Raw genomic sequence first — 19,995 nt, 5'->3', positions numbered from 1 at the left:
ATTACCGTTATAATCTCAAAAACAAATTGACATGACAACCGATTTGGAACTCGACCGCGCTCCTACACCTTGGATGGCGATCGGCTTTTATGCGACTTCAATAGTCTTTAATGTCTGCTTAATTGCTCAGTTATTGACGGTTGGAGTTGCCTACTTCAATAATCCTGCATGGTGGAATATTCATGTTTGGCTAGTGCGAGGGTACAGTGGGCTGTCATTAGTATTACTGGGATGGTCGTTTATCGCCCCATTCTCACGTAGAATACGACATTTCACCACAAGTTTGCCAGTGCTGCTTGGACTACAATTTGCCAGCATTCATCTCAAAAGTCCTCTTCACCTAGAGATACTCCATCCTCTAATTGGATTTACGTTACTCTATGTTTCTTCAAGCCTTGTACATCACATATCGCGCACTTTATCGTCCACCAACTATCAAAATAATCAAATTTGAGAGGTAGAAATGACGCAAGATGCAATCTTCACTCCCTTCTTTGCCACAGTGTTTCTTACACTCGTAGTCTGGGTGTATATGTACATCCGCCGTATCAGTTTTATCACCAGTAGAAAGCTCTGCCAAAAGGATTTTGCTGTAGCGGGCGCACTGGCACAAATCTCGCCACCAAGCGTATCCAATCCATCGGATAACCTAAAAAATCTGTTCGAGATTCCGGTGCTTTTCTATGCACTTGTCCTATACCTCTTCATCACAAAGCAGGTGGATACAGTGTATGTAAACGCCGCGTGGGTCTTCGTTGGGTTTCGCACATTGCATAGTGCTGTCCATTGCACATTCAATCTCATCATACTTCGGTTCTACCTTTACCTATTTGCCACGCTCGCGGTGTGGTTCATCGCGATCCGCGCAGCCATTATCCACTTTGGCACGTAGGTACGCTATTACCGTAGAGCGATCGCTATTCAATTCGGTGCGATCGCTCTGTTAGTTTATAGTCTTATTTTTATACGGAGAGTGCGATCGCTTTTTGGTTTGGGCGATCGCCGAGTTGTACTATACTGGCATCTGTGAATAGATTATTGATTCCCCCAATTACGATAAGTTTACATATATCAGCCGATCGCAGTTTACTCCCAATTTAAGCGTGTATTAAACGGAATGTGCCAGGTGTCTGGATCTCACGAAAATATCCATGCTAAAAGTGCGATCGGAATTTATTTTTAAATATCTTGATACCTGCTTTCTAACATTTAGCAGATAATTCTAGGGTTTTTGCTTTGATGCGAGAGGCTGCAGATGTCATCTGATTCACCAAATGTTTAAGAAATCTAGGGATTGATGTCAGTTGATTTGCGAATGTGGCGAGGAATACCGGCGTTAAAGAATCGTGAGCGAGTCAGCAAGTTATAATTCCCAAGTCAGAATATCTTCGGAGCGCACAAATGAGGGGTAATACCCACCTATTAACGATTACCGATTACCGATTACCGATTACCGATTATCAATTACCAGCCGAATATCAATTAACAAATCAACACGACATGATATCATAACTTTAACCAGATCATTTCTTCCCAGATATGTTCTACTGTTCTAATCCAAGTTGCTCCAATCCTTTCAATCCCGACAATTCTAAATTCTGTCAAAGTTGCGGCCAGTCCGACCTCACGCCTCTCTTCAGAAACCGCTACCGCGTGATTCGACTGTTGGGCGAAGGGGGATTTGGCAGAACTTATGAAGCGGTAGATACGGATCGCATGGACGATCCCTGCGTAATCAAGCAGTTTGTACCGCAATTTCAAGGAACCTCAGCACTTGAAAAAGCTGCCGAATTGTTTCAACAAGAAGCGAAACGACTTTACGAACTCGGCGAACATCCCCAAATTCCTCGATTAATTGCTTATTTTGAGCAAGACAAGCGACTTTATTTAGTACAAGAGTTGATTGAGGGGCAAACTTTACTGGCTGAATTAACTCAGCAGGGTGTTTTTAGCGAAGAAAAGATTTGGCAGTTACTTGCAGATGTACTGCCGATTTTAAAATTTGTACACGATCGCCATGTCATTCATCGAGACATCAAACTTGAGAATATCATGCGGCGTCGCACCTCTGTTAGCTCATCCCTGCCAAAGGCGGGAAATTTTCGGAATTCAGCTTTCCGAAGGGGAGGGCGGGGAGAGTTAGTTTTGATAGATTTCGGCATTTCCAAACAAGTGACGGGCTCCCTGATGAGCAAAGTAGGCACGACAGTAGGAACGCCCGGATATTCGCCGATAGAACAAATGCGCGGTCAAGTTTTCCCCGGAAGCGATTTGTACAGTTTGGGGATAACTTGCCTGAGACTGCTAACTCAATGCTTGCCAAAAATTGACGGTTCCGATGACCTTTATGACCCGATAAATGGAGGCTGGATTTGGAGAGAACGGTTACCAGTCGGTACAAAAGTCAGCAGCGAGTTGACAAACATTTTAGATAAGTTAATTCAAGATTATCTCAAAAATAGATATAAATCTGCTGATGAAGTAATCAAAGCTTTAAATCTCTATTCTTTACCTCCCCAACCCCCTTTTATCAAGGGAGGACAACTTGCTTTAAATTCTTCAGTGACAAAGGGAGGGTCACTTGCTTTAAATTCTGCTGTAACAAAGGGAGGGCCACTTGCTATCAATACTCCGCTCAATCACAGCAGTCAAATCAATAGCAATATCTCAGTCTCTCCCAGGGAAAAATCCAATACCAATCTGCCTATTAACAAGGTCTCGCAGAGAATTGCCGCTGCCAAAAGCACTTTTGAATTTCAGGTGGTGACAGTAGACAAGCGCGGGAAGGAAACTAATGTTAACAGGGGCAAAGCGCGTTTTTTTGAAGAACATCTTGATAGCAGTACAGTGCTGGAAATGGTATCTGTTCCTGGCGGTACTTTCCTTATGGGTTCCCCAAAAAGTCGGGGTGACAGCGACGAAAAACCCCAGCACCCAGTCACTTTAGCATCTTTCTATATTGGCAAATTTCCAGTCACTCAGGCCCAGTGGAGAGCAGTTGCCACACTGCCGCAAATTAAAATTTTTCTCAATCCCGATGCTGCTCGTTTTAAAGGTGCAAATCGACCTATAGAAAATGTATCTTGGTACGAGGTTGTGGAGTTTTGCGCTAGACTTTCTCGCAAAACTGGTAATAATTACTGCTTGCCTAGCGAAGCCCAATGGGAATATGCTTGCCGGGGGGAAACTATGACACCGTTTCACTTTGGGGAAACGATTACCAGCGAGTTAGCAAATTACAACGGAAGTTCTAATTACGCTGAAGCACCGAAGGGAATTTATCGCTTTCAAACGACAGATGTTGGCAGTTTTAAACCTAATGCTTTCGGATTGTACGATTTCCACGGAAATGTTTGGGAATGGTGCGCGGATTCTTGGCACAATAATTATAACGGTGCGCCTGCAGATGGTAGCGTTTGGGAGTCTGACGGGGACTCATCGCTGAGGTTGTTGCGAGGGGGTTCTTGGAACGATCATCCTCCGAATTGTCGCAGCGCGTGCCGCCTCAGATATCAGCCGGATTGTAAGGCTAGTATTGTGGGTTTTCGAGTAGCTGTTTGTTTTGAGTGATAAGAGTCCAAGGGCAATTATTTATCGCGTTCAAAAATCGCCCACCTTTGTAACTCTAGAAGAAATGACCCAAAATTTAGCACTATTAATTTCGCTAGCAATTGAAGTTCCAACTGTTCTGCTGTTAGCACAGCTTATGGAACCAAGACCTGACAAAAAGCTGCTCTTGCTGCTAATCTGCGCTGGCATTGCTACTCTTGTAACTCATCCCCTAGCTTGGATCGGCTCCCAAATGCTGATTCCCTATTTGAGATTTCCAGAACGAGCAGGATCGATCGAAATCATTGTGACGATCGCGGAAGGGGCTTTCTACGCGCTAGTAGGTAAAATAGGCTGGCGGCAAGGACTTTTTCTGTCAGCAATTGCTAATGCCACCTCTTTCTTCGGCGGCTTGGCTATCTACCAACTGCTTTAACTTCGATGAACCCTGTTTCCGCAGGACAAACTATAGCCAGCAACAAAATGGGAATTTCTAACCAAGCATGAATAGCAGCTACCAACGAGTAAACGCTGCGAGTACCTGTAAAAGATTGAGTAAAAGCCACAAATAAAAGTGTTCCCAAGATAGCAACTGTCCCGCGAAACAGCCAGCCCCTTTGCCAAGGAAAGAAAGTACGAGCTTTTGCCCAACTCGCAGCATCATCCCAGTGAGGCAGTACGCCGAGAACAACCGCATAGTGCATACACTGAAGGAACACGGCGGCAGAGAAAGCTCGGTCGCCCATAGCTTCCCCGTGCAGCTCTGGAGGTACAAATACGCCCAAGTGAGAGGAAAGTGACCCTGCTTTCAGCAGCGAAACTGAGGGAGATAGCAGATGAAGTTGAGCTAAGGCGGCGTGTGGCAAGCCGGAAAGAATTAGCAGCGGTATGGTAACAAAAACTAGCAAACAGCAGCATAAAGCGCGCTGTCGCCGTTCGCCTCGTAGTCTTTCGGCGATGAAACCAACTGGTGTTAGGTTGTGCAAGATACTAAAAACCAACAGCAACATAGCAGGCGCGATCGCAATGCCTGCCGTCACTCCCGCCACCACTGCTATGCCAAAAGCACCCCACAGCCAACTACGCAAGGCGAGTTTAGGAACGACTAATCCTGCTAGGCACGCAACGCAAGTTAATTCTAAAGGTGCGATCTGCAAGCTAGAAATCAAGCCCAGCATAAAGCAGGTGCGGAAGCTAACAATTAGCAGCAGGAGCCAAATCATCCCCAAACGTAAGTTGTTTCCCAGGCGAGAATTAAAACGACCATCAACATAGCGCAATTCGGTGATGACGTGAGCTAGTCCAAACATTGCCAGGGCGATCGTGTAAGTTGCTAGTGGCAAAGCAACTGATATCAGAGCGCAGGCTAGCACAAGCACAATTGCTGCTATTAGCACCAACTTATGTCTTGGCGGTAAGGTTTCCATTGTCTCCATGAGGTGCAAGGATTGCTATAGCAAGAACGGATAGCATTAGAGCGAAACTATTTAGGCAGCTTGCGCAATCTAAAAATTACTATAGCTGTTACGACGGGGCTGGAAAGCACTAAAAGCCCCAAAATAAACATTTGAGAATTACTGCTTTTCTTCCTTAATTCTAGATTGTTGTTACTGATAGAAACAATTTCCAATACATCCGTAATGTCCCCAACGAAGATGGCGGCGACAGATCGCGAGTGCTCAATTTGTAGTTTTGATGGAATTAAACGTCGATCTTTTTCATCAAATTTTTTAAGTTGTTCGGCGAGAATTTCTCCAGGTTTAACCGCTGATTTTGGCAGGGCGTAAACTTGGCTATACATCCGATATCCGTGGTCACCAAAACACAGATTTGGCTTGAGGATTCTATGACTACCTGGGAGTGTCGGGTTCGGGTTAACAGAGCGGACGACAGCTATAAATAAATACTGAGGATATTTATTTAAGTTATCAATTTTAAAACAGGCATAAACTTTAGTAAATCCTGGTGTCAGCACATCTGCACGCGCAGGCAAAGATAGTCCTAAAGATAAGACTAATGACAACAGTAAAAATGTCGATTTTATGGTTAATTTTTGCATGGGTTTTAGCTAGACTGAATAGATTAGGACTAAGGCAAAAAAACCCGTTTCTATGAAAAATCGTGGATACACCCTGTGTTGGATTGAGGAAGGAAACCCAACCTACAGTATCAACTAATACCAATTTTCTGTGAAGCTGCATAGAATGGGAAGCCTGAAATCTTTTCGGGTCAAGGATCTATTCTATGCAGCTTCACAGAAAATTGGTATTAGTTTTTCTTCTGTAGGTTGGGTTGGCAGCTCATGTACCTGAGAAAGGCTATACCGTTAAAGAAAAATATTACCTCAACCAGCTTTCTTCTGAGGAGCCACTATGCGTTCCACACTCATAGCAGCCACGCTCAACGTCACCACAGCCATGCCCAGAATTGCCACCGGCTGCAACTTCTCATTGATAATTATGAACGCAAAAAGTCCCGTCATCGCCGGCCCCAAAGTGCCAATAACTGACGCTAAGGCTGCCCCCGCAAACCGGATGGCAAAATTATTCAAAAGATAGCTAAACAGCGTCAGCACCCCTAAAACAACGCCTCCTATAATCAAACCAGGCCAAACATTTTGGTCGATGTTAGGAGCAAAATTGTCCGACAGCGGCACCCACAAACTCAGGGCGGAAAATACAAAAATCGCGGCGAAATTAACTAAACTAAAAGGAATAGGGTGCAGCTTGCCCGCAGCCATTTGCGTCAGCAATACGTAACCTGCAAAGGTAATCCCAGAAGCCAGTGCTGCCATGACTCCCACCCCGACATTGCCGCCGCTCCGAGCAGGGGCAGCAAAACTCGGCGACCCAGCCAAAATTAGGCCTGCGGTAATTCCCAACATTGCCCAAAAGCCGACTGTGCTGGGACGAGAGCCAAACAAGATCCAAGAACCCAGTACGGTGACGATCGGATAAATAAAGAAAATCGTAATCGCAATCCCCGCTGGAATATTGCCGATCGCCAAATAAATCAAAACCTGAGACAAAAACAGAAAAAATGCGCTTCCTAAAACCTTACTCCACAAAGATCGATCGCCCGACTCGAACAACCGTCTAATATCTTTCCACACAGAAGGATACAGAAATGTTGCCAATATCGGCATCAAAGCCATCACCACGATCAGTCGCATCAACAAAATCAACAAAGAATTTCCAAAACCTGGAGTCACCACCCCCGGAAATTCAAACAAGCCAAAAACCATCCGAGGATTTTTGCCTTTAATCAGAATTCTCAAACAAACATTAAACAGCGACAATACCACCGCCGAAGACAAAGCCAGCACCAAACCTGTCTGCACTTGAGAAGCTACTTTAGCGGGTGCCGTCGGTGGCGCTGAAGAAGTCTGTGGCAGGGGTTCTCGCGGCGTTTCCACAGGTGTTGCCTGCAGAAGTTGGGGGCGGACAGAATTAACAGAATTAGTTGATTCCTCGACATAGGAATCTTGAGCATCGAAAGGATTCTCAAGATATTCTTCTTCTGATTCGAGTTCTTCCCTGATGCGGTTTACGAGATTTTGTAACAGCTCTTCCCCTTGCAGTTCCAGGGTTTTCATGTTGTTGAGCCGCACCGAAAGCTCGCTTTCGTAACTGGTTAAATCTTGTTCCAGCATCTGGAAACTGCGATCGATCCTTTCATCCAGCGCCGCCAGCAACTGCGAGGCTCGTTCGTCGTAGTTACTCGGCGGCAGAGGTATCGGGAACTCGCCGCTGGGAATAGGGCTGCTGAGAGCATTTCCCGAGTTAGCGCTGAGTTCGTTGAACCGCTGCACCAACAAATCCTGCAAATTGTGAGCCAAAACTTGAGCCAACTGCTTCAGCCACAACTGCTGCTGCTGAATGTATCGCCCAGACAGAGATTCCATTTGCTGAGACTGCAATTTGCGATATTGCTCCCGGAGGTCTTCAATATCTTCAATCAGGTGATTTTTTTCAGTTTGCAGCCGAGTAATGTCTTGATTTAACTGACCTTTGACATTTTGATGCAAAGCGTCCAGTTCTTGCATTACTGAGTGGAGGACTTCTTCTGCTGATTGTGCATCCTCTGGCTCGTCCTTTGACGAGTATACGTTCCGCTGCGCCATTAGCCTATAACCTCTAATTTAAACTGCACGTTCAGTGTTCTTAAGTATTTTGACAAATCAGGTCGCAAGTTTTAGTGAGTTGATCTAAAAAATTGCGGACACTGTTCAATCAATAGTAGTCGCTAAGCTAGAAATGTGAGAAAATTGCGTGAACCGAAGCTATCCTGCAGAGAATCCCCCCAAGAACACTTTGTGCAATTAGAAATCATACTACAGCTTGACCTCTCCACGGATTGCTCCCGGTAATTCTCGCATCTAACTGGGCCGATTGCACCCGAATCACAAGCCTAAGAGTCCGTTGGGCGACTAAATTTGATTGGGGGGTGGCACTCCTAGCCCCTCAACGGATAACTTGATCCTGCAGGCAGAAATCCGGTTTCTTTTGCCCGCCTTTCTCCCGCACTCCCGCACCCAGATTTATGATTTTAACAGTTCCGATCTTTTGCTCGCGAAAGTTTTAAGAGGCGATCGCACCGTCAAAAAGCAACCCCGCGCCATCAAAAAATTAACACATCCCATCCCCCAAGAGCAACAGATATGGCATCCGAAATTTATGACAATTCCTTTACAAATAATCTACAAAAACTGAATATTTCCTCAGAAGCCGAAGTCTTTGTCTTTCCGGCATCATTTGCCCAGCAGCGGTTGTGGTTTCTCGACCAATTCGCACCGGAAAACCCTTTTTATAATGTAGTAACAGCACTGCGCTTAACTGGTTCCCTCAACTTAACAGCCTTAGAGCAAACCTTCAACGAAATAGTGCAGCGGCACGAAACTTTGCGAACCAGTTTTGCAGCGGTATCAGGTCAACCAGTGCAGATAATCTCTGCCGCTTTCAAGACTAATTTAAAAGTAATAGACTTACAAGATTTGCCGCCAGAACAACGGGAAACAGAAGCAAATAAACTCGCCGCAGCAGAATCTCTTCGCCCTTTCAATTTATCCACCGGGCCGCTGATGCGAGTAACCATCCTACGGCTGACAGAAACCGAGCATATTCTCTTGCTAAATATGCACCACATAGCCTCCGATGATTGGTCGATCGGTGTGCTAATTCGAGAAGTGGAGGCTATCTATACAGCTTTGATAAATCAACAGCCATTTCCCCTGCCAAAATTATCACTTCAATATGCCGACTTTGCCGAGTGGCAGCGCGAATGGCTGCAAGGTGAAGTATTAGAAACTCAGCTAGCCTATTGGCGGCAGCAATTGCACGGGATTTCGGCGTTAAATTTGCCCACAGATCGCCCTGCACCACCTCGGCAAAATTATCGGGGAAAAACTCAATATTTAGAACTGCCGAAAAAGCTGAAGGACGCACTTTTAGCGCTCTCGCAGCGAGAAGGAGCGACTTTATTTATGACAGTCCTCGCAGCATTTCAAACATTGCTTTACCGCTACTCGCAACAAGATGATATTGTTGTCGGTGCGCCGATCGCCAATCGCAATCTGAGCGAAATAGAAGCATTAATCGGTTTTTTTGTCAATACTTTAGTGCTGCGAACAGACTGCTCGGGAAACCCGACATTTCGAGATTTTTTGGGCCGGGTGCGGGAAGTAACCCTGGGAGCTTACGCTCACCAAGATTTGCCTTTTGAGAAGCTAGTCGAGGAATTGCACCCAGAGCGATCGCTGAATCGCCACCCGCTGTTTCAAGTAGTATTCGGTCTGCAAAATGCGCCGCTAGACGAGCTAGAATTGCCAGACTTAAAATTGAGTTCTTTTCCTTTGGAGACTCAAACAACGCGCTTTGATTTAGAGCTGTATTTGTGGGAAGCTTCCGATAATTTTAGAAGCAGATACGGGGAAGAGTGGGAAGATTCGGAAGGGCTCAGAGGCTTAGCTGTGTACAATATAGATTTATTTGATGAAGTTACGATCGCCAGAATGCTCAGGCATTTTAAAACGCTGCTGGAAAGCATTGTGGCTAATCCAGAACAAAGAATCGCTAACTTATCTTTATTGAGCGAGGATGAAGTGAATCAATTATTCAGAGAATGGAACGATACTCGGACAGATTATCCTCAAAATAAGTGCATTCATCAGTTATTTGAAGAGCGAGCCCGGCAGCATCTGGAGGATGTCGCCCTAACTTTCGGCAGCCAGCACCTGACTTACAGAGAACTCAACAGTCGCAGCAACCAACTGGCGAGCTACCTACAAAAAAAGGGCGTGGGGGCGGAGGTTTTAGTGGGGCTTTGTGCAGAGCGATCGATCGACCTAATTGTCGGGATGTTGGCTATACTGAAAGCAGGAGGAGCTTACCTACCGTTAGATCCGAGCTATCCGCGCGATCGGCTAAACTTGATGCTGGAAGATGCTCGAGTTAAAGTCTTGCTAATTCAAGATAAATTGATTGAGAATTTCCGAGACATCTCAAACTCGGTGATTTACTTCGATCGCGATTGGGAACACATAGCCAAAGAAAGCGCCGAAAATCCCGCCAACACCGTAACAGCAGACAACCTAGCTTACGTTATTTACACATCTGGCTCAACAGGAAAACCCAAGGGAGTTGCTGTCACCCACAAAGCAGTAAATCGGCTGGTACTCAACACCAACTATATAAAAATAGAACCTACCGATAAAATTGCCCAAGCATCAAACGCTTCATTCGATGCAGCCACATTCGAGATTTGGGGAGCCTTGCTTAACGGCGCTCAACTCGTGGGAATTAGCACAAATATTACCCTTTCGCCTCACGATTTAGCCTTAGAACTGCGCCAACAAGCCATCACAGTTTTGTTTTTAACAACTGCCTTATTTCAACAAATTGCTAGAATTTTACCGCAAGCTTTTGATTCGCTGCGCTGCTTGCTGTTTGGCGGAGAAGCGGTCAATATGAGATGGGTTAAAAAAGTTTTAAAACAAAATCCAACCACTCAATTAATTCACGTTTACGGGCCTACAGAAAGTACCACATTTTCGGCTTATTATTGCGTGCAAGACGTACCCGAAACCGCAACATCTATCCCCATCGGCCGCCCGATCGCCAACACGCAAATTTATATCCTCGATGCGGATTTGCAGCCGGTGGCGATCGGTGTTATAGGTCAATTGTACGTCGGCGGTGACGGATTGGCGAAAGGCTACCTCAACCAGCCTGATTTAACTGCTGTTGCATTCATTCCTAATCCTTTTAGCAAGAAATCTGGTTCTAACCTTTATAAAACAGGGGATTTAGGTCGCTACTTAGCTGACGGCAACATCGAGTTTTTAGGCCGCGTTGACGACCAAGTAAAAATTCGCGGCTACCGCATCGAATTGGGAGAAATTGAAGCGGCTTTGTGCCAGCATCCACAAGTGCGCGAAGCAGTAGTAATTGTGAGGGAAGACATCCCAGACGATAAACATTTAGTAGCTTATGTTATTCCTGACGGTATTAATGAAAAATCCGAAATTCTCTATCTCAAGTCAAGTGACTTGCGCCAATTTTTGAAAGAAAAGCTACCAGGATATATGGTTCCTGCAACTTATGCAGTGTTGGAAAATATGCCACTGACGCCTAATGGCAAAGTAGACCGCCGCGCCTTGCCCGATCTAGATACAGACAGCGAGGATATAACAGAAAATTATGTAGCGCCTCGGACTGATCTCGAAAATGCGATCGGGAAAATTTGGGCTAAAGTTTTGGGAAAACAGCAGGTTAGTATCTACGATAATTTCTTTGAACTAGGCGGGCATTCCCTGCTAGCAACTCAGTTGATTTCTCGCATCCGAGACGCTTTGCAAGTCGAGTTATCGGTCAGCAGTTTGTTTGAGGCTCCGACTGTGGCGAGTCTGGCAAAATACATTGAGACAATGCGCTGGGCTGCCAAAGGTTTGGATGCTCCCAGAACCGACGAAAATGAGCGAGAAGATTTGGAATTTTAAGGTTTTACATAATTGGGGGATGATTTTGATTGTTTTGTGGAATTGGCATCTGCCCTGTCGGTAGAAATTAGCGCAATGGGAACTGATATTCAAGCCTGTTTCACGAGGAGATTTAGACCTGTTACTTGCTAACCAGCTAAGGCTGAGGCTGCCTATATACTTGCAAGATTGCTTGCGGGGCATTACAAATAAGGGAGAAAAGGTTCTCTCAACAGCCACTCATCCAGAAACTCCGAAACGATGTCCAACCAAGCGTCTGACCGTCTTAAACAAAATGCTGAAAAAATTATGGGGATGTGGGAGAAGCGGGCGCGTGAGGAAGTCGGTGCATCAACGCATCAAAATTCTCTTGTCTTGCAAGATTCCCTACCTCTGTACTTAAACCAACTGGTAGATGAACTCTCAAACCGAATTGTCAGGACATCTGCCCGAATCACAGCCGACGAGGTAGAAAGTACGCGGATTGGCAAGCTGCATGGGCATGAACGGGCGGGGTATGCTGACTACTCCATGACTCACCTAATTTTCGAGTATCACCTCCTCCGTCAAGTCATATTTCAAGTTTTAGAAGAAGAAGCACCTTTAGGAGTGCAGGATCGAGACATTATTATCGGCTCCATTGAGCAAGCCGTTAATGACGCCGCCACTCAATTTTCCGAAACGCTGCGAGATATTCAAGAACTATTTATGGTGACGCTAACTCACGACCTCAGAAATCCCATCAATGTCGTAAAAATGGGAACTCAATTAACTCTGCGGCGGCTTGAACGAGGAGACAGCCATATCGATGTGGCGGCGAGGATGCTCAGTGCGATCAATCGGCTGGATTCGATGATTCAAAATCTGCTTGATGCGAGTCGGCTGCGGTCAGGGCAGAGCTTAAAGATTGAATTTGATGAATGCGATTTTGTGATGCTAGTCCAAGAGGTGGTAGAAGATTTGAGCTTCGCGTATGGAGAGCGGTTTGTTGTAGTCTCTGATTCTGATATGAGGACTTTTTGCAGCCCTAAAGAAATACGGCGGGTGATTGAAAATTTAGCAATTAACGCTGTGAAATATGGTGCGCCTAATACGCCGATTACACTCACGCTCCAGCAAACTGAAACGCAGATCAGCCTTACTATCCATAATGAAGGCGATCCGATCGCCCTAGACGCTCAATCCATCCTCTTTCAACAATTTCGTCGAACCATCTGTGCCGAGGAGCAAACCGGCTGGGGATTAGGATTATTTTTAGCAAAGAGTATTATTGAAGCCCATAAAGGGACACTTGCGGTTGAAAGTGCAGAGGGCAAGGGGACAAGCTTTATTATCAATTTATCAAAGATTATTTTTTAGTTCTGGACATTAAGACTAAGAAGAAAGATATGGTATAAAATAATGAATCCACAGTCCACATTTTGAGCTGACCCACACAGGAAGCGCTTTAGCAAACGCGATCGCTCTACACCTGCTATCTTTAAGCCGTCTGTCGTGCGAAACAACGCCTTTCGGAATTGACAAATCAGAGATATATCTCAATACGGTTCAGTTAAGCCCGATCCCCCCTAGCTCCCCTTAAAAAGGGGGACAAGAACTTGCTCAAAGTCCCCCTTCTTAAGGGGGATTTAGGCGGATCTCCGAGGAATAAACAGTTTTAACTGAACCTACAGGATTTTAAGTCACATTTTGAGTCACGAAATTTCAGTGCAGAATGCCCTGACAGCATCGGCAAACTGCTGGTTATGCTCGATTAATGCCATATGTCCTCCTCGCTTTATACTAACTAGCTCTGCTTGAGGTAATTCTGCTTTCATTCGCAGGCTAGCTGGGGGGGTAGTGGCGATATCTGAATCGCCGCAGATCACCAACACAGGAATGTCAATTGATGGCAAAGTTTTTGTTTCCTCAAATTTGAGCATTCCCAGTGTGCCGTGAGCGAGAACGCCGGGAGAACCCAAGGCTGATAAGAAAGCTGAGAAATCTAATTGACCGCGCGTTTCAGTGCCTTTAAATCCCGATACTTCTACACTGATGTACAGCGAACCATTGAGATAGCTCAGCCAAGTCATTCCCCACATAATGGGTTCAAGAGCTATGGTGAGGTAGAGCAGAGGTTGCAGCAGCGGCTTCTGCAAAGCGCGCCATAAACCGCTAAAAATAGCGGTTTTGAGAGGATTAGTATAAGTGGTACCTACCAGAATTAAACCAGCTACTCGACTACCGAGAAGTTCTGGAAAAAGCCGACTGAATGTTAGAGAAATCATGCCGCCCATGCTGTGTCCGAGTAGGATAACAGGTTTAGTTCCTGCTATGGCAATGACGGCTTCGAGATCGCGGGCAAATTTTTCTAGGGAGTAGTCGCTGTTTTTTGGTCTAGTGGATTTTCCTAGCCCTGGAAGATCCCAAACAATCACTCGGAAGCGATCGGTTAGTTGCCGTTTCGCGTAATACCAAACCATACTGTTCGGCCCCCAACCATGGGAGAGAATAATCGGCTGTCCGTCCTCTGGGCCGTAGAATTCTACTTGTAAAATAGTGCCATCAGGCCTCTCTACCCGCTGCACCGTACCCGTCCGCGTCGGCTTGGGTTCGTCAGCACCGGGGCGGCGGAACAGTGGCAAACTGATAAAGCGGCCGCCAACAGACCAAAGAAGCATCAAGACTCCGCTGACTAAGTAGGACATCCCTACAAGTTCGCCGATGTACCATTCGTAAATAATGTATATACCTCCGCCAAGTACCCCGATGGACAGCAGTCCCACCAGCCATAGGAACAGGAAATTGAAGGGCATGAACGGCATAAGCTGAAACCTTGGGTAGGATTTTGGTTGCGGATTCAAACAGAATCATACTCAGGTTAGGCCACAGTAAGCAAGCGGTAAGTTAAGCTCTTAATTTGTGCGCTGGTGGAATTTAATTTATTGATTTGCCCAAGTAATGACAGGATGACTCAAAATGCCCGAGCCAAAAATATCGAGTTCATCGCCAAATGCCAGAGATTCTGTCAGGGTGGAGTTAGTTGAGTTTTTATCTTACCTTCGCAGTCTAGATATTAATATTTTTGTTGAGGGCGAGATCCTGCGCTGCAACGCTCCAGAAGGAATTATTACACCCGAACTGCGCGCCGAAATTTCTCAGAGAAAAGCCGAAATAGTTTCATTTTTAAAAGCAGCTAATCGTACTTCTAGTTTTACCTCTACACCGATTGTTCCTATGGGGCGGGAGGGAAATCTACCGCTTTCCTTTGCACAGCAGCGCTTGTGGTTTCTCGACCAATTAGTACCGAACAATCCTTTTTATAATGTTCCCGCAGCATTGCGTTTGACAGGTTCGCTCAATTTTCCGGCGCTGCAACAAACTTTCAATGAAATTGTGCGCCGCCACGAAGCTTTACGCACGACTTTAGCAGTAGTTTCGGGGCAACCTGTTCAGAGAATAGCTGCTGCTTTCCACCTTCCGATTCATGTAGTGGATTTGCGAAACTTGCCAAAGGAATATCGACAAACTGAAGCAAACAGGCTCACCGCTGAGGAAGCTCAACGCTCTTTCAATTTGTCCAATGACTTGTTGCTGCAAGTCACATTATTGCAGTTAGATGATGCCGAATATTTACTAATGCTGAATATGCACCACATTGTCTCCGATGGTTGGTCGATCGGAGTGCTTATTCAGGAATTAGGCGCACTTTACACGGCATTTGCTAGCGAAAAACTTTCGCCTTTACCGGCTTTATCGATCCAGTATGCTGATTTTGCAAAATGGCAGCGCGAATGGCTGCAAGGGGAAGTTTTAGAAACGCAGCTTGCTTACTGGCGACAGCAGTTAAACGGCATTTCTATGCTAAATTTGCCTGCGGATCGCCCCAGGCCAACAATTCAAAGTTACCGAGGCAAAAGGCAATTTTTGCAACTGCCAAAACAACTGAGCGAGGCTTTAGAAACGTTGAGCCAGCGCGAAGGAGTGACGCTGTTTATGACTATGCTGGCAGCTTTTAAAACGTTGCTTTACCATTACGCGCAGCAAGAAGATATTGTTGTAGGTTCGCCGATCGCCAATCGCAACCGCAGTGAAATAGAAGCATTAATCGGGTTTTTTGTCAATAGTTTGGTGTTGCGTACAGATTTATCGGGAAATCCAACTTTTCGGGAACTTTTAAACCGAGTCAAAGAGGTAGCATTAGGAGCTTACGCTCACCAAGATTTGCCGTTTGAGAAGTTAGTAGAAGAACTGCACCCCGATCGCGCGTTGAACCAAAATCCCTTATTTCAGGTGGCGTTTGCGCTGCAAAACGCGCCGGGGAATCGGTTAGAATTGCCAGAATTAACACTCAGCCCGCAGCAGTTAGATGTGGGTACAGCGCGGTTTGATTTGGAGTTTCATTTGTGGGAGCGATCGCCCAACAGCTCGGGAAGCAACCAATCGCCCAGCAATAAGCTGTGGGTTGATAGCTCGGAGAGCATCAGCGGCATGGTTATTTACAGCGCCGATTTATTTGATGAAGCTACTATTACCCGCCTGATCGGGCATTTTCAAGCCTTGTTAGAAAGCATTGTGGCAAATCCCGAACAGCGAATTGCCAGCTTGGAATATATGAGCGCTCAAGAGCGCTATCATTTGTTAGTTGAATGCAACAATACTCAGGCGGATAATCCGCAAGATTTGTGCATCCATCAGATATTTGAAATGCAGGCCGATCGGACACCGGATGCGGTGGCGTTGGTATTTGGAGAGGAGCAAGTCACCTATCAAGAGCTAAATCTCCGCAGCAACCAACTAGCACGTTATTTGCAAAAAATGGGGGTTGGGGCGGAAGTTTTAGTCGGGCTTTGCTGCGGGCGATCGCTCGATCTGATCGTGGGGATGTTGGGTATCCTGAAAGCGGGAGGAGCTTACCTAATTTTAGATCCGAGCTATCCTGCTGAGCGATCGAGCTTTATGATAAAAGATGCTCAAGTGTCAGTATTGCTTACCCGCCAGGGAATAAATTCCCTGTCTAATAGCGAAAGTCGTCTAAAGACGACTGAAGGAGGACAAGTTTCCAGTCGGCTTCAGCCGACTTCAGCTATGAGCCAGGGAATTTATTCCCTGGTGGATGATGGCGAAGTGCAAAATTTAGAAACACAGTCAGATGATAAAATTCACCATCCAAGGGTTGTTTTTCTAGACACAGACTGGGAGATGATTTCCCAAGAAATCGCCGACAATCCCACCAGCGCAGTCACAGCCGAAAATCTGGTTTACGCGATTTACACCTCCGGATCCACGGGAAAGCCGAAAGGAGTGGAAATTGAGCACGGGAGCTTGTTAAATCTCGTTTTTTGGCATCAAAGAGAGTTTGGGGTGTCAGCGGGCGATCAAGCAACGCAAATTGCTGCGATCGGCTTTGATGCTTGCGGGTGGGAAATTTGGCCTTATCTCGCCGCGGGATCTAGCATCTATTTTCCAGAAGATGACATCAGGCGAGATCCTGAAAAACTGCAAAACTGGTTAGTATCAAACGCCATTACAATTAGCTTTTTGCCAACACCTTTAGCCGAGAAAGTTTTGCTATTAGATTGGCCTCAAACAACAGCGTTGCGAATATTGCTCGCAGGCGGCGAAAAACTGCAACAACATCCTTTAAAATCCCATCCATTTAAGCTAGTAAATAATTACGGTCCAACCGAGAACACCGTCGTCACAACTTCCGGTTATATTCCTGCAACAGAGCAAACAGACATAGCCCCGACAATTGGCGGCCCCATTGCTAACACTCAAATCTACATATTAGACAAATATTTGCAGCCAGTGGCGATCGGCGTTGTTGGCGAATTGTACATCGGCGGAAACGGACTCGCTCGCGGCTACCTCAACCGCCCAGATTTAACCGCACAACGCTTTATTGTCAATCCTTTTAAACCAAATTCAGGAGAGCGAATTTACAAGACCGGCGACTTAGTGCGCTACAGAGGCGATCGCAACCTTGAATTTTTGGGACGCATTGACGAACAAGTAAAAATTCGCGGTTTCCGCATCGAGTTAGGAGAAATCGAGACAGTATTAACTCAACATCCGGCCGTGCAGCAAACTGTAGCAATAGCTTCGGAAGATGGACAGAGAGATAAACGTTTAGTAGCTTATATTGCCCTGAATCCTGAATATAGTAGTGCCAGTGAAAAACACCAAATAATGCAATTGCAGGACGAACAGGTTTTGCAGTGGCAAATGCTCTACAATGAAACTTACAATCAACCTGCTGTTGACTCAGATCCAACCTTTAATATTGTCGGCTGGAATAGCAGTTATACAAATCAGCCAATCCCAGCAGAACAGATGCGCGACTGGGCGAACAATCAAGCCGCCCAAATTTTAGCTTTGCAGCCTAGCAGAGTGTTAGAAATTGGCTGCGGCACAGGTTTGTTGCTGTTCCAAATTGCGCCTCGCTGCACTCAATATTGCGGCACAGATTTTTCACCTATTTCGCTAAACTATATTCGGCAGCACTTGGCCAATCAACAGTTAGCTAATGTAACGCTGCTTCAGAAAATGGCGACAGACTTTGAAGGAGTAGAGACAGCAGCTTTTGACGCAGTAATTCTCAACTCAGTCGTGCAATATTTCCCCACTATCGACTATCTCGTGCAGGTGCTAGAAGGTGCGGTGAAAGCAACTGCCCCCGGCGGCTTTATATTCATCGGAGATGTCCGCAGCTTGCCGTTGCTGGCAGCTTTCCACGCTTCCGTACAACTGTATCAAGCCGAACCTTCTCTCGCGGGCGAACAGTTGCAGCAGCGAGTACAAATGCAAATTTTTCAAGAAACAGAGTTAGTTATTGAACCAGATTTTTTTAGCGCATTAAAGCACCGCTTTCCGCAGATTGGCGGCGTAGAGATTCAATTGATTCGCGGTAGCGCTCGCAATGAGTTAACTGATTTTCGGTACAATGCTATTCTGCATATTGCGTCGGAAACGGCACGCCCAAAATCATCGAATAAAGGGGAGTGGGGCGCAGAAAAACGGCTGGATTGGTCGGATGAAAATCAGAATCTGACTGTTACCAAGGTGCAACAAATATTATTGCAAAATCAACTCGATGTTTTAAGAATTGCTAATGTGCCTAATGCGCGGGTAACGGCAGCAGTTAAGGCGGCAGAATTGCTGTCTGTTGTCGATAAATTTCCCACAGCAGGTCAGTTGCAGAAAGCGGTGGAAAAAGTAGAGGATTTAGGAGTAGATCCCGAAGCTTGGTATGCTCTGGAAGTTCCGTATAATGTTAATATTAGTTGGTCTAATTCCGACAGTCAAGGGCGCTACGATGTAGTGTTTGCACGGGGCGAAACCAGAGATTTTGTGCCAGAAACCCGAAGCGATAACTTGCGTCCTTGGCGCTCTTATGCTAACAATCCCTTACAAGCTAAAGCAGCGCGTAAATTAGTGCCACAGTTGCAGGCTTATCTAGCAGAAAAACTGCCGGAATATATGGTTCCGTCGGCTTTTGTGGTGCTGGAGTCGCTACCGGTGACGGCTAACGGAAAGGTCGATCGGCTCGCTTTGCCTGCACCGCAGCCGATTAAGTTAGAATGGGCTGGCGGTTATGTTGCGCCTCATACTTCTATTGAGGAAGTTTTAGTGAAAATTTGGGCTGAGGTTTTGGGGATAAAGCGAGTGGGTATCCGCGACAATTTCTTTGAATTAGGAGGCCATTCGCTGCTGGCGACTCAGCTTGTTTCGAGAGTGCGAGATGCTTTCGCGGTAGAGTTGCCTTTGCGCCTGGTTTTTGAAGCACCGACAATTGCAGAATTATCTAAGATTGTGGAAAGTTTGAAAGATAAGAATGCTAAAAGTGAAGCTCCGGCTTTAGTGCCGATTTCGCGCGATAGTCGGCGGCGGAAGCTATCATCTTTTAATAGACCTATTGCATAATTTTTTGATTGATAGAGCGACCGCAGATGAAGGACAGATTAACGCGGATAAACGCAGATAATTTTAAGATGGTTTTTGACTTTGGCAAGATGTCGAGTCGAGAAAGTAAATAAAAGGGATGGCTGTTGAACAGGATGCAATTTAGATAAATATGCAGCAAGAAACAGAAGTTTTTGTATTTCCAGCATCGTTTGCTCAGCAGCGGCTTTGGTTCCTCAATCAATTAGCACCGGGCAATCCTTTCTACAATGTCTCAACAGCACTCCGCTTAACAGGTTTTCTCAACTTAAGATCCTTAGAGCAAACCTTCAACGAAATTGTGCAGCGGCACGAAACTTTACGCACCACTTTTACGCTTTTGGAAGGGGAACTCGTACAAATTATTGCTCCCATTGTAACCGTATCCCTCCCCACAATCGACTTACAAAATCTCTCGCCAACTCAGCAAGAAACCGCAGCGCTGCAACTCGCAACCGATGCAGCGCAATTCCCTTTCGATTTAGCCGCCGGGCCGTTATTCAAAGTAACGCTGTTACAACTCAGTGAAACAGAACATATATTGTTGC

12 protein-coding genes are annotated in these 19,995 nt (G+C 45.8%); 8 read left to right on the top strand and 4 right to left on the bottom strand.

Translation table 11 applies throughout. From position 1 onward, the window contains the following. Nucleotides 1-31: 31 nt before the first annotated feature. The 4 genes from QUA38_RS02865 to QUA38_RS02850 all read left to right on the top strand — a co-directional run bounded on the left by QUA38_RS02865 (nt 32) and on the right by QUA38_RS02850 (nt 3,985). Nucleotides 32-454: a DUF6220 domain-containing protein gene (locus QUA38_RS02865; protein WP_333159012.1), complete on the top strand. Its 423-nt coding sequence runs from the start codon at nt 32-34 to the stop codon at nt 452-454. 9 nt (nt 455-463) lie between these two features. Beyond that, a complete protein-coding gene (locus QUA38_RS02860) occupies nt 464-892 on the top strand; it encodes an MAPEG family protein (protein ID WP_333159010.1) in 429 nt (142 codons plus the stop codon). 647 nt (nt 893-1,539) lie between these two features. Continuing rightward, nucleotides 1,540-3,570, top strand: coding sequence for a bifunctional serine/threonine-protein kinase/formylglycine-generating enzyme family protein (locus tag QUA38_RS02855; RefSeq protein ID WP_333159008.1), 2,031 nt, complete (start codon nt 1,540-1,542; stop codon nt 3,568-3,570). 64 nt (nt 3,571-3,634) lie between these two features. After that, entirely contained in the window at nt 3,635-3,985 is a 351-nt protein-coding gene (locus QUA38_RS02850) for a hypothetical protein (RefSeq protein ID WP_172186522.1), read from the top strand. On the opposite strand, the gene QUA38_RS02845 is transcribed toward QUA38_RS02850, so the two are convergent. From QUA38_RS02845 to QUA38_RS02835, 3 genes are all read right to left on the bottom strand, one after another. Continuing rightward, on the bottom strand, nt 3,966-4,976 hold the full coding sequence (locus tag QUA38_RS02845; protein ID WP_333159006.1) for a hypothetical protein: 1,011 nt from the start codon (nt 4,974-4,976) through the stop codon (nt 3,966-3,968). The genes QUA38_RS02850 and QUA38_RS02845 overlap by 20 nt on opposite strands. 56 nt (nt 4,977-5,032) lie before the next feature. Continuing rightward, nucleotides 5,033-5,608 carry a hypothetical protein gene (locus tag QUA38_RS02840; protein WP_333159004.1) on the bottom strand — a complete coding sequence of 192 codons (576 nt, stop codon included), beginning with the start codon at nt 5,606-5,608 and terminating at the stop codon, nt 5,033-5,035. A gap of 285 nt (nt 5,609-5,893) precedes the next feature. Continuing rightward, a complete protein-coding gene (locus tag QUA38_RS02835) occupies nt 5,894-7,672 on the bottom strand; it encodes a DMT family transporter (RefSeq protein WP_333159002.1) in 1,779 nt (592 codons plus the stop codon). Between the two features lie 537 nt (nt 7,673-8,209). Here QUA38_RS02835 and QUA38_RS02830 point away from each other — a divergent pair. Beyond that, nucleotides 8,210-11,545: an amino acid adenylation domain-containing protein gene (locus QUA38_RS02830; RefSeq protein WP_333159000.1), complete on the top strand. Its 3,336-nt coding sequence runs from the start codon at nt 8,210-8,212 to the stop codon at nt 11,543-11,545. A gap of 240 nt (nt 11,546-11,785) precedes the next feature. Beyond that, a complete protein-coding gene (locus QUA38_RS02825; RefSeq protein ID WP_333158998.1) occupies nt 11,786-12,883 on the top strand; it encodes a HAMP domain-containing sensor histidine kinase in 1,098 nt (365 codons plus the stop codon). Between the two features lie 335 nt (nt 12,884-13,218). Here QUA38_RS02825 and QUA38_RS02820 read toward each other — a convergent pair whose 3' ends face one another. After that, nucleotides 13,219-14,328, bottom strand: a complete 1,110-nt coding sequence (locus QUA38_RS02820; RefSeq protein ID WP_333158996.1) for an alpha/beta hydrolase — start codon at nt 14,326-14,328, stop codon at nt 13,219-13,221. A gap of 154 nt (nt 14,329-14,482) precedes the next feature. On the opposite strand from QUA38_RS02820, the gene QUA38_RS02815 reads away from it, so the two are divergent. Further along, nucleotides 14,483-19,429, top strand: a complete 4,947-nt coding sequence (locus tag QUA38_RS02815; protein WP_333158994.1) for an amino acid adenylation domain-containing protein — start codon at nt 14,483-14,485, stop codon at nt 19,427-19,429. A gap of 151 nt (nt 19,430-19,580) precedes the next feature. After that, on the top strand, nt 19,581-19,995 hold a 415-nt coding region (locus QUA38_RS02810; protein WP_333158992.1), incomplete at its 3' end, for a condensation domain-containing protein.

The organism is Microcoleus sp. Pol12B4, assembly GCF_036701385.1.
GTDB lineage: Bacteria > Cyanobacteriota > Cyanobacteriia > Cyanobacteriales > Microcoleaceae > Microcoleus.
The sequence above is the reverse complement of the archived record's forward strand: the minus strand, read 5'-3'. Positions and strand labels throughout refer to the sequence as shown.

What these genes read in the sequence shown, in the direction of transcription:
- QUA38_RS02865 (WP_333159012.1), top strand. Translation starts at nt 32, where the DNA reads ATGACAACCGATTTGGAACTCGACCGCGCTCCTACACCTTGGATGGCG.
- QUA38_RS02860 (WP_333159010.1), top strand. Translation starts at nt 464, where the DNA reads ATGACGCAAGATGCAATCTTCACTCCCTTCTTTGCCACAGTGTTTCTT.
- QUA38_RS02855 (WP_333159008.1), top strand. Translation starts at nt 1,540, where the DNA reads ATGTTCTACTGTTCTAATCCAAGTTGCTCCAATCCTTTCAATCCCGAC.
- QUA38_RS02850 (WP_172186522.1), top strand. Translation starts at nt 3,635, where the DNA reads ATGACCCAAAATTTAGCACTATTAATTTCGCTAGCAATTGAAGTTCCA.
- QUA38_RS02845 (WP_333159006.1), bottom strand. Translation starts at nt 4,976, where the DNA reads ATGGAAACCTTACCGCCAAGACATAAGTTGGTGCTAATAGCAGCAATT.
- QUA38_RS02840 (WP_333159004.1), bottom strand. Translation starts at nt 5,608, where the DNA reads ATGCAAAAATTAACCATAAAATCGACATTTTTACTGTTGTCATTAGTC.
- QUA38_RS02835 (WP_333159002.1), bottom strand. Translation starts at nt 7,672, where the DNA reads ATGGCGCAGCGGAACGTATACTCGTCAAAGGACGAGCCAGAGGATGCA.
- QUA38_RS02830 (WP_333159000.1), top strand. Translation starts at nt 8,210, where the DNA reads ATGGCATCCGAAATTTATGACAATTCCTTTACAAATAATCTACAAAAA.
- QUA38_RS02825 (WP_333158998.1), top strand. Translation starts at nt 11,786, where the DNA reads ATGTCCAACCAAGCGTCTGACCGTCTTAAACAAAATGCTGAAAAAATT.
- QUA38_RS02820 (WP_333158996.1), bottom strand. Translation starts at nt 14,328, where the DNA reads ATGCCGTTCATGCCCTTCAATTTCCTGTTCCTATGGCTGGTGGGACTG.
- QUA38_RS02815 (WP_333158994.1), top strand. Translation starts at nt 14,483, where the DNA reads ATGCCCGAGCCAAAAATATCGAGTTCATCGCCAAATGCCAGAGATTCT.